Genomic DNA, 7,914 nt, shown 5'->3' with positions numbered 1-7,914 from the left:
GTTTTGATGGGCGACGAAGTCGAACCCCGCCGCGCCTTCATCGAAAACAACGCCCTGATCGCGCAGAACATTGACGCGTAAAACCGTTTAAAGGAAAACCATGAGCTACCCGCAACAGGCCATAGACAACATCCTCAACCCGCCGGCCGACAAACGCTGCCTGCACGCACTGAAAAATATCGCCGAGGCGGAAACGCTGTATGTGTTGGCCGACGACGAAGGCGAATGCCGTTTCTGGGTGGACGATGGTGGGGCAACTTTCCTGCCCGTGTGGCTGGAGCAGGAATTTGCCGAAATGGTGAAATCCGAGGGCGAATCGGTGTGGGAATTCGAGTTGGAAGAATTTTTGCAGGACAGCGTTCCGTGGCTGGCGGAAGAGGGATACGGCATCAGCGTTTTCCCCGTGGCCGCCCGTCCTGACAGCGTCGTGATGCCCGCCGTTGAATTTGCCGCCCGCATCAACACCATTCTGGCCGAAAGCTACGGCGAAGCGTTTGATTTGCCGTATCTGTAAGGCAAACAGCAAAAGGCCGTCTGAAAACCATATCCCAAGGTTTTCAGACGGCCTCAAACAGCGGAGACAGCCCGTGAACAAACGCAAAACGAAAAACCGCTAAGCCCGCGCCGCACGACCTGCCGTGTCGGTGCGGTGGGCGAAGCCTTTGGAAAAGCTGTCGGAAAAACTCTTTGCTATCGGCATGGTCACGGCGTTTGCCGCGCTGGTGTCGCTGACTTGTCCTTCGTCATCGATTTCTATTTTTTGCTGGAGATGGGAACGGTGTCGGCTTGGGTGGTGGTGATTTGGGCATATCTGATTATTGAAAGTGAAAAAAGCGGAAGATATTGAGTCATTCGGACACAATGCCGTCTGAAACGGAAGTTCAGACGGCATTTGTTTTAGGTTGCCGTACCGCTTAGGGAATACCGGCGACAGGATAAGCGGGATAGCCGTGGGTGTCGATGCTGCCGGCGGCGCGCCACGGGGTATGGATGACTGCCGCCGGCAGGTGGGCAAGCTCGGGGATGTGCCGTCTGACAAAGGTGCCGTCGGGGTCGGTCTTGTGTGCGGCGGCGGCAATGTCGGGGTAGGTGTGCCGTGAGGCGGCAAGCCGCCAGTTGCCTTGGTTGATTGCTGCATCGAAATCGGTCAGCTGTCGGGCAAACCATGCTTCGCCTTCATGACGGGGCACGCGAAGCGTATGGCATAGGAAGTCGGCGCACAGCCGGCGCAGTATGGGATGGAGGCCGCCCGTCTTATATAGGCAGCGCATAGAGGCATCGATAATCGGGATCCCGGTCTGTCCCTGCTGCCAGAGTGCCAGATATCGGGTATTTTCCGGATTGCCGTCTGAAGGGGCATCATCCGCGTGCTGCAAGGCAAGCTGAAGGAAGAAGTCGCGGCGGATCAGGTTGTCCGTCCACGAATCCAAGCGGTACCCGATGCCCTCCCGTGCCAACAGCCTCGGCGAGAGGCAGCCTGCATTCAGATAGGCGCTCATCAGCGATGTGTGTTTGCGCGAAGGAAAATCTTTTAATACATCATAAAAATCTGCCTGTTTGAAAAAGGTCTGCCACTGCTTCCATGCTGCAGAGCTGCCGCCGCGCCGTATTGGGAAGATGCCGTCTGAAAGAGCGGAAGGTTGCGGGGCGGAAAGGTTTTCGGGGAGCGGTTGGCGGTATGTCGCGAATAGGTCCGAATCGGCGGGGGGCTGCTTGGAAAAGCGGTCGAGCCATGCTTTGCGGTAGCGGTTGAAATCGGTGTGTGCCGTACCGTTGTCTGGTGTCAGGTCGGTTTGGTCGAAAACGGAACGGTCGTTGACGAAGGTCAGCCTGATACTGTGTTTGTCTAGCTCATGCCAAAGGGCGTTGTCGGCGAGTTTTTCAGCAAATGTACAGGATNCGTCGGCGATGACGGCGCGGATATTGAGGCGGACGGCGAGCCGGACGAGTTCGGCAGGTGATGCTGCCATGTAGAGCGGGATGCCGTGCCCTGCAAGTACTTGGGCAAGTTCGGCGGCAGATTGGCGGTAGAATGCAGTCCGGTGCAGATTGCCTGTTTCGGTATCTTCAATCCAAATGCCGATAATGGGCGAACCTTCGGCAACGGCGGCGCATAAGGCGGCGTTGTCGCGGATACGGAGGTTTTGTCGGAACCAGACGAGCGTGCGCGCGGCGCGCGTGTCCGCATAAAGGGGGCGGGCGGTTTCAGACGGCATTTCGGCAGCCTTTCCTGCTGGCGATTTTTTCGTTCAGAAAATCGATAAAGCTGCGGACTTTCGCGCTTAAGAATGCCCTGTCCGCATAAACGGCATTTAGGCGGTCGGTCGGGACGGTATATTCGGGCAGCAGGCGCACCAGCGTACCGCAACGCAAATCGTGTTCTACCGCCCAAAATGGCTGATACCCGATGCACGCGCCCGCCTTAATCATTTCGCGCATCATCAGCGTATTGTCGGTACGGATGACGGGGGTCAGTTCAAGCCGGTATTTCTTGCCGTCCGATTTGCGGGTGATGTCGAGTTTCTGCTGGTTGGTGTAGGTCGGCAGGACGGCGGGCAGCATCATGACTTCTTCAGGTGTTTTCGGTACGCCGTTGCGCATCAGAAAGTCCGGCGAGGCAAGCAGGGCAAATTCGATTTCCGCCAGCGGGCGCGCGATTAGCGAAGGGGAAAGGGTTTGGGAAACGCGCAACGCCAAATCCACGCCTTCGGCAATCAAATCGACGTGGCGGTTGTCCAAAATCAGTTCTAATGCCACTTCGGGATAACGTTCGCGGTATTCCGCCAGCCAGTTGCATATCTGGCTGCCGGCAAACCACAGCGGCATCGTTACGCGCAGCAGCCCCTGCGGTTTTTCCGTCCCCCCTGCGGCTTTTTGCGCGGCATCGTCGAGCGTGTCGAGCGCGTAACTGCATTGCCGGTAGTATTCTTCCCCCGCTTCGGTCAGGCTGAGGTTGCGGCTGTTGCGGTGCAGGAGTTTGGCTTGGACGGTGTTTTCCAAGTGGCTGACGTGTTTGCTTGCCATTGCGGTGGAGATGCCGAGCGCGTCGGCGGCGCGGGTGAAGCCGCCGCTTTGGACGACTTGGCGGAAAACTTTGAGGCTGAACAGGGTGTCCATATTTTCTTGTGTGGAAAAGTTGTATCAATAAAAGCAGTATATATTTGAAAAGGGGAAACATCTATACTCTGCCGCCTGAAATGAAGACAAATATCAAAGGAGCTTTTATGTCCAATTGCTGCAACCGTATCCAACCTGTTCTGCTTTCTGTTTTGCGTATCGTAACCGCCTACCTGTTTTTATTGCACGGTACGTCGAAATTCTTCGCCTTCCCCATTGAAATGGGCAGCGGTTCGCCCGAAGGGTTGATGCTGCTTGCCGGTATTTTAGAAATTGCCGGCGGCATTTTGCTGGTGTTGGGCCTGTTTGCGCGCCCTGCCGCGTTTGTTTTGTCCGGCCAGATGGCGGTTGCCTATTTTATGGCGCACGCTTCCGGCAATGCTTTGTTCCCGATTGCCAACGGCGGCGAGTCCGCGGTGCTGTTCTGCTTCGTATTCCTCTATATCGCGGCGGCGGGCGGCGGAGCATGGTCGCTGGACAGGCTGTTTTTCAAGCGTAAAGCCTGAACCGGGCCGTCTGAAGCGTATTTTGTTGAATGTTTTTGAGGAAAAGAAATGAGCCGCCAATCTCTGCAACAGGCTGCGGAAAGCCGCCGTTCCGTTTATTTGCTAAATAAAAATCTGCCCGTCGGCAAAGATGAAATCGTCCAAATCGTCGAACACGCCGTTTTGCACACACCTTCTTCGTTCAATTCCCAATCTGCCCGTGTAGTCGTGCTGTTTGGCGAAGAGCATGATAAGGTGTGGCAATTTGTCGAAGACGCGCTGCGTGCCGTCGTGCCTGCCGACAGTTTTGAACCGACCGCGCAAAAATTGAAGCTGTTTAAGGCGGGTGCGGCAACNATTTTGTTTTATGAAGATCAAAATGTTGTCAAAGGTTTGCAGGAGCAGTTCCCTGCTTATGCCGCCAACTTTCCCGTTTGGGCGGACCAGGCGAACGCGATGGTACAGTATGCCGTCTGGACGACACTTGCCGCGGTCGGCGTAGGTGCAAACCTGCAACATTACAACCCCTTGCCCGATGCGGCGATTACCAAAGCGTGGAATATCCCCGAAAACTGGTTGTTGCGCGCACAAATGGTTATCGGCGGTATTGAAGGGGTGGCAGGTGAAAAGGCCTTTGAACCTGTTGCAGAACGTTTGAAAGTGTTCGGCGCATAATTTCGCGGGTAAAAAAATGCCGTCTGAAAAGGATTCAGACGGCATTTTTCAGTATCAGGCAACGAGTTTTTCGCATTCTTTGATACAGTCGAGGCAGGACTCGTAACAGGCTTTGCATTCCGCATGGTGGGCAGCATGTTCTTTACAGGCTTTGGAACATTGTTTGCATGCGTCGAGGCACACTTTTGCCGCGTCGCGTGTCAGAGGGGCATTTTGTGCAGCAAGGTCGTGCAACGCACCGCATAGGGCAAGCATTTGGCGCACGGCAACCGCACAATCGGCCATAGACGTATCGCCCTGGGTAAGCAGGGACAGGCAGTGTGTCAGGCAAACCTGTCCGGCATCTATGCAGTGTGCTGCAGTCTGGCGGACGGCAGTGTAGGCGGATGCGGCGGCAGGCTGCATATCGTGATGATGATGGTGGTCGGCATGGCTGTGCGCACGTGCGAAAGAGGCGGCGGAAGCCAGGGAGACGGCAGCGGCACTGCCCAAAAATTGACGACGGTTCATAATGTTTCCTTTATGGTTTAAGAAAGTGGGGCAGGCACAAGGCACTCCCACGCATACTGCCCCGACCGTGGGGCTTTTTTGAACAGCCGGCTGATTTTGCCGGTGCGGGATTGTCACACGGGCAGGCAGGTTCGGCTGTTCGGAAAGTTAAGAAAAGGCGCGCCTCCCCGTTTCAAGATGATGCAAGATGGCGCGCGGATATGGTAGCAGACAAGATGCCGTCTGAAAATCGGTTCAGACGGCATCCGTTTTCAAACCTTACAAACCCGGGAACATCCCTTTCATCCCCCTCATTCCTTTCGCCATACGCATCAGGTTGCCCAAGCCTTTCCCGCTGAACATCTTCATCATCTGCTGCATTTGTTCAAACTGTTTGAGCAATTTGTTCACTTCCTGCACGGTCGTACCTGCACCCATCGCAATACGGCGTTTGCGGCTGGCTTTGAGCAGGGCGGGGTTGGCGCGTTCTTTAGGGGTCATCGAGTTGATGATGGCTTCTACTTTGCCCATTGCTTTTTCAGCAGTGCCTTCGGGGATTTGTTTCGAGATTTGACCCAGTTCGCCCGGCATTTTTGACATCAGGCTTTCCAAGCCGCCCATATTGCGCATCTGCTGGATTTGTTCTTTAAAGTCATTGAGGTCAAAGCCTTTGCCTTTTTGTAGCTTTTTCGCCATTTTGGCGGCGGCTTCTTCATCAATACCTTTTTGAACGTCTTCAATCAGGGTCAATACGTCGCCCATGCCGAGGATACGGCTGGCAAGACGGTCGGGGTGGAAAGGTTCGAGGCCGTTGATTTTTTCGCCGACACCGATAAATTTAATCGGCTTGCCGGTTATGTGGCGTACGGACAAAGCTGCGCCGCCGCGCGAGTCGCCGTCTATCTTGGTCAATACGACACCGGTCAGCGGCAGGGCTTCATTAAATGCCTGAGCAGTGTTCACCGCATCCTGACCCAGCATCGCATCGATGACGAACAAAGTTTCCACCGGGTTGACCGCCGCATGAAGCGCTTTGATTTCGTTCATCATCTCTTCATCGATTGCCAAACGACCGGCGGTATCGACCATCAAGACATCGTAAAAATGTTTTTTGGCGTAATCGACGGCGGCAGTTGCAATCTCAACCGGTTTTTGGTTGGTATCGGATGGAAAAAAGTCCACGCCGACCTGTTCGGCCAACAGACGCAGCTGTTCAATCGCGGCAGGGCGGTAAACGTCGGCGGATACCACCAAAACCTTTTTCTTCTGATCGTTTTTCAGCAGGCGGGCGAGTTTGCCGACGGTCGTCGTCTTACCTGCGCCCTGTAAACCGGCCATCAACACGACGGCGGGCGGCGAAACCGACAAATCCAGCGTTTTGTTTTCCTTGCCCATCAGTTCGACTAAGGCTTGGTTGACCACGCCGATAAAGGCTTGGTCAGGCGTCAGGCTGCCGACGACTTCTTGGCCAAGGGCTTGTTCTTTGACGTTGTTGACGAACTCTTTGACGACAGGCAGGGCAACATCCGCCTCAAGCAGGGCAAGACGAACCTCGCGCAAGGCTTCTTTAATATTGTCTTCGGTCAGTTTGGCTTGCCCGCGGATGTTTTTGAGGACATTGCTGAAGCGGCTGGTTAAATTGTCTAACATACTGGTCCTTGGTCTGAATAAGAATAGCTTGCCCCATCAGGGGCATTCTTTGTTAAAATAAAATCAAAATAATTTGATGCGGCTTGTGTGCCGGACAGCATATTGGCAAATCCGTCAAGGCTTGCCCGAAACGGGGATTTTACAATTCCAACGTTAAAAGTTCCAATATTTCATAAGCGACCGCATACGGCGCAACAGTATAGATAGAGAAAGTCCACCATGCCGACAGTTTTCATCTTTTTGACGGCGGTTTACGCAGGATTGGGTGCATTTGCATGGCACTGCCAACAGCAGGGGCGCGGCCGAGATTACCCGTGGAAGACGGAATTGCCGGTTTTGGGCGCGGCATTGACCGTCCACGGCGCGGCACTGCTTATGCCGGTCATTCAAGACAAAATCATCATTATGGGCTTCGGGTATTCCGGCAGCCTGATTGTTTGGATGATGCTGTTTATTTATTTTGCCGGCAGCTTCTTTTATTCGCTGCGCGGAGTGCAGTTGCTGCTGTATCCTTGCGCCGCACTGATGCTGCTGTCAGGTTTGGTTTTTCCTGGAAAATTCTCGGGATATGAAATTACCGACCTTCCCTTTATGCTGCATATCGGAACTTCGCTGCTCGCATACGGGCTGTTCGGCATAGCAACATTATTGTCCGTTTTGACCCTGCTGCTGAATCGGAGCCTGCACCGCAGGAGCTTCTCCAAGCTCGCAGGATTCCTGCCGTCGCTGCTCAGTTTGGAAAAACTCATGTTCCAGGCCATGTGGGCAGGTTTCATCCTGCTGACCTATTCCGTCGTCAGCGGCACATTCTTCGCCGAAGCCGTATTCGGCAAACCCATGACCTTTACCCATAAAACCGTATTCGGCATATTGTCATGGCTGATTTACGGCGGACTGCTGCTCAAGCACAGCATGACCGCATGGCGCGGTAAAAAAGCCGCCGTGTGGACCATCATCGGATTTGTCAGCCTTATGATTGCCTATATGGGCAGCAAGTTCGTATTGGAAATCATTCTGAAAAGATAAGAAGAGCCAACAGATGCCGTCTGAATCCCCGAGTTTCAGACGGCATATTCACAAAGGCGCACCAGTCAGAGGAGGGGGAGGAAGGGATTATTGGGGGTGGTGCAGCATTTGGCAGAAATAAAAAACCTTATCCGACAGAGATATGACAACATTTCCCGAAAAAATCCCGCTGAAAGTATTGACCGTATACGTCTTCAAGCGTATAGTTCGCTTCTTCGCTGCTGACGAAACGGCGGTGATGAAGTAGTTCAAACGCTCTTTAACAAAACAGATTACCGATAAGTGTGAGTGCCTTGAGCCTCACACTGTTTGAAAGACAGACAAGATAATGTTTTGAACATTGTTCTGTTGGTTTCTTTGAAGCAGACCAGAAGTTAAAAAGTTAGAGATTGAACATAAGAGTTTGATCCTGGCTCAGATTGAACGCTGGCGGCATGCTTTACACATGCAAGTCGGACGGCAGCACAGAGAA

9 protein-coding genes and 1 rRNA gene are annotated in these 7,914 nt (G+C 53.7%); 5 read left to right on the top strand and 5 right to left on the bottom strand.

All coding sequences use genetic code 11. The annotated features are described in order from the left end of the window. Window positions 1-100 precede the first annotated feature (100 nt). Window positions 101-514: a DUF2750 domain-containing protein gene (locus ACRPFF_RS10605; protein WP_432674634.1), complete on the top strand. Its 414-nt coding sequence runs from the start codon at window positions 101-103 to the stop codon at window positions 512-514. 99 nt (window positions 515-613) lie between these two features. Here the strand turns inward: ACRPFF_RS10605 and ACRPFF_RS10600 are convergent, their stop codons facing one another. From ACRPFF_RS10600 to ACRPFF_RS10590, 3 genes are all read right to left on the bottom strand, one after another. After that, on the bottom strand, window positions 614-892 hold the full coding sequence (locus tag ACRPFF_RS10600; RefSeq protein ID WP_432674633.1) for a hypothetical protein: 279 nt from the start codon (window positions 890-892) through the stop codon (window positions 614-616). Between the two features lie 22 nt (window positions 893-914). Then, a complete protein-coding gene (locus ACRPFF_RS10595) occupies window positions 915-2,216 on the bottom strand; it encodes an FAD-binding domain-containing protein (protein ID WP_432674632.1) in 1,302 nt (433 codons plus the stop codon). Next, window positions 2,206-3,117, bottom strand: a complete 912-nt coding sequence (locus ACRPFF_RS10590; protein ID WP_411712558.1) for a LysR family transcriptional regulator — start codon at window positions 3,115-3,117, stop codon at window positions 2,206-2,208. Before ACRPFF_RS10590 ends, ACRPFF_RS10595 begins: the two co-directional genes overlap by 11 nt. 107 nt (window positions 3,118-3,224) lie before the next feature. Between ACRPFF_RS10590 and ACRPFF_RS10585 the strand changes: the two genes are divergently transcribed. Beyond that, window positions 3,225-3,623, top strand: coding sequence for a DoxX family protein (locus ACRPFF_RS10585; protein WP_219241785.1), 399 nt, complete (start codon window positions 3,225-3,227; stop codon window positions 3,621-3,623). Window positions 3,624-3,671: 48 nt separating this feature from the next. Beyond that, entirely contained in the window at window positions 3,672-4,277 is a 606-nt protein-coding gene (locus tag ACRPFF_RS10580; RefSeq protein WP_411712557.1) for a nitroreductase family protein, read from the top strand. Window positions 4,278-4,331: 54 nt separating this feature from the next. Here the strand turns inward: ACRPFF_RS10580 and ACRPFF_RS10575 are convergent, their stop codons facing one another. Both ACRPFF_RS10575 and ffh read right to left on the bottom strand, forming a co-directional pair. Continuing rightward, a complete protein-coding gene (locus ACRPFF_RS10575) occupies window positions 4,332-4,787 on the bottom strand; it encodes a four-helix bundle copper-binding protein (RefSeq protein WP_003753594.1) in 456 nt (151 codons plus the stop codon). Window positions 4,788-5,045: 258 nt separating this feature from the next. Further along, the gene (gene ffh / locus ACRPFF_RS10570; protein ID WP_411712556.1) at window positions 5,046-6,416 is read right to left on the bottom strand and encodes a signal recognition particle protein; all 1,371 of its coding nucleotides are present in this window, start codon (window positions 6,414-6,416) and stop codon (window positions 5,046-5,048) included. Between the two features lie 219 nt (window positions 6,417-6,635). Here ffh and ACRPFF_RS10565 point away from each other — a divergent pair, with 219 nt between their 5' ends. Beyond that, window positions 6,636-7,442 carry a cytochrome C assembly family protein gene (locus ACRPFF_RS10565; RefSeq protein ID WP_002231657.1) on the top strand — a complete coding sequence of 269 codons (807 nt, stop codon included), beginning with the start codon at window positions 6,636-6,638 and terminating at the stop codon, window positions 7,440-7,442. 391 nt (window positions 7,443-7,833) lie between these two features. Continuing rightward, window positions 7,834-7,914: ribosomal RNA gene (locus tag ACRPFF_RS10560) — 16S ribosomal RNA — on the top strand; the annotation flags it as partial.

It is taken from the genome of Neisseria sp. SLRRB23 (assembly GCF_050896295.1).
Lineage (GTDB): Bacteria > Pseudomonadota > Gammaproteobacteria > Burkholderiales > Neisseriaceae > Neisseria.
Note: the sequence above shows the minus strand (reverse complement) of the source record. Positions and strands in the feature narration are given on the sequence as shown.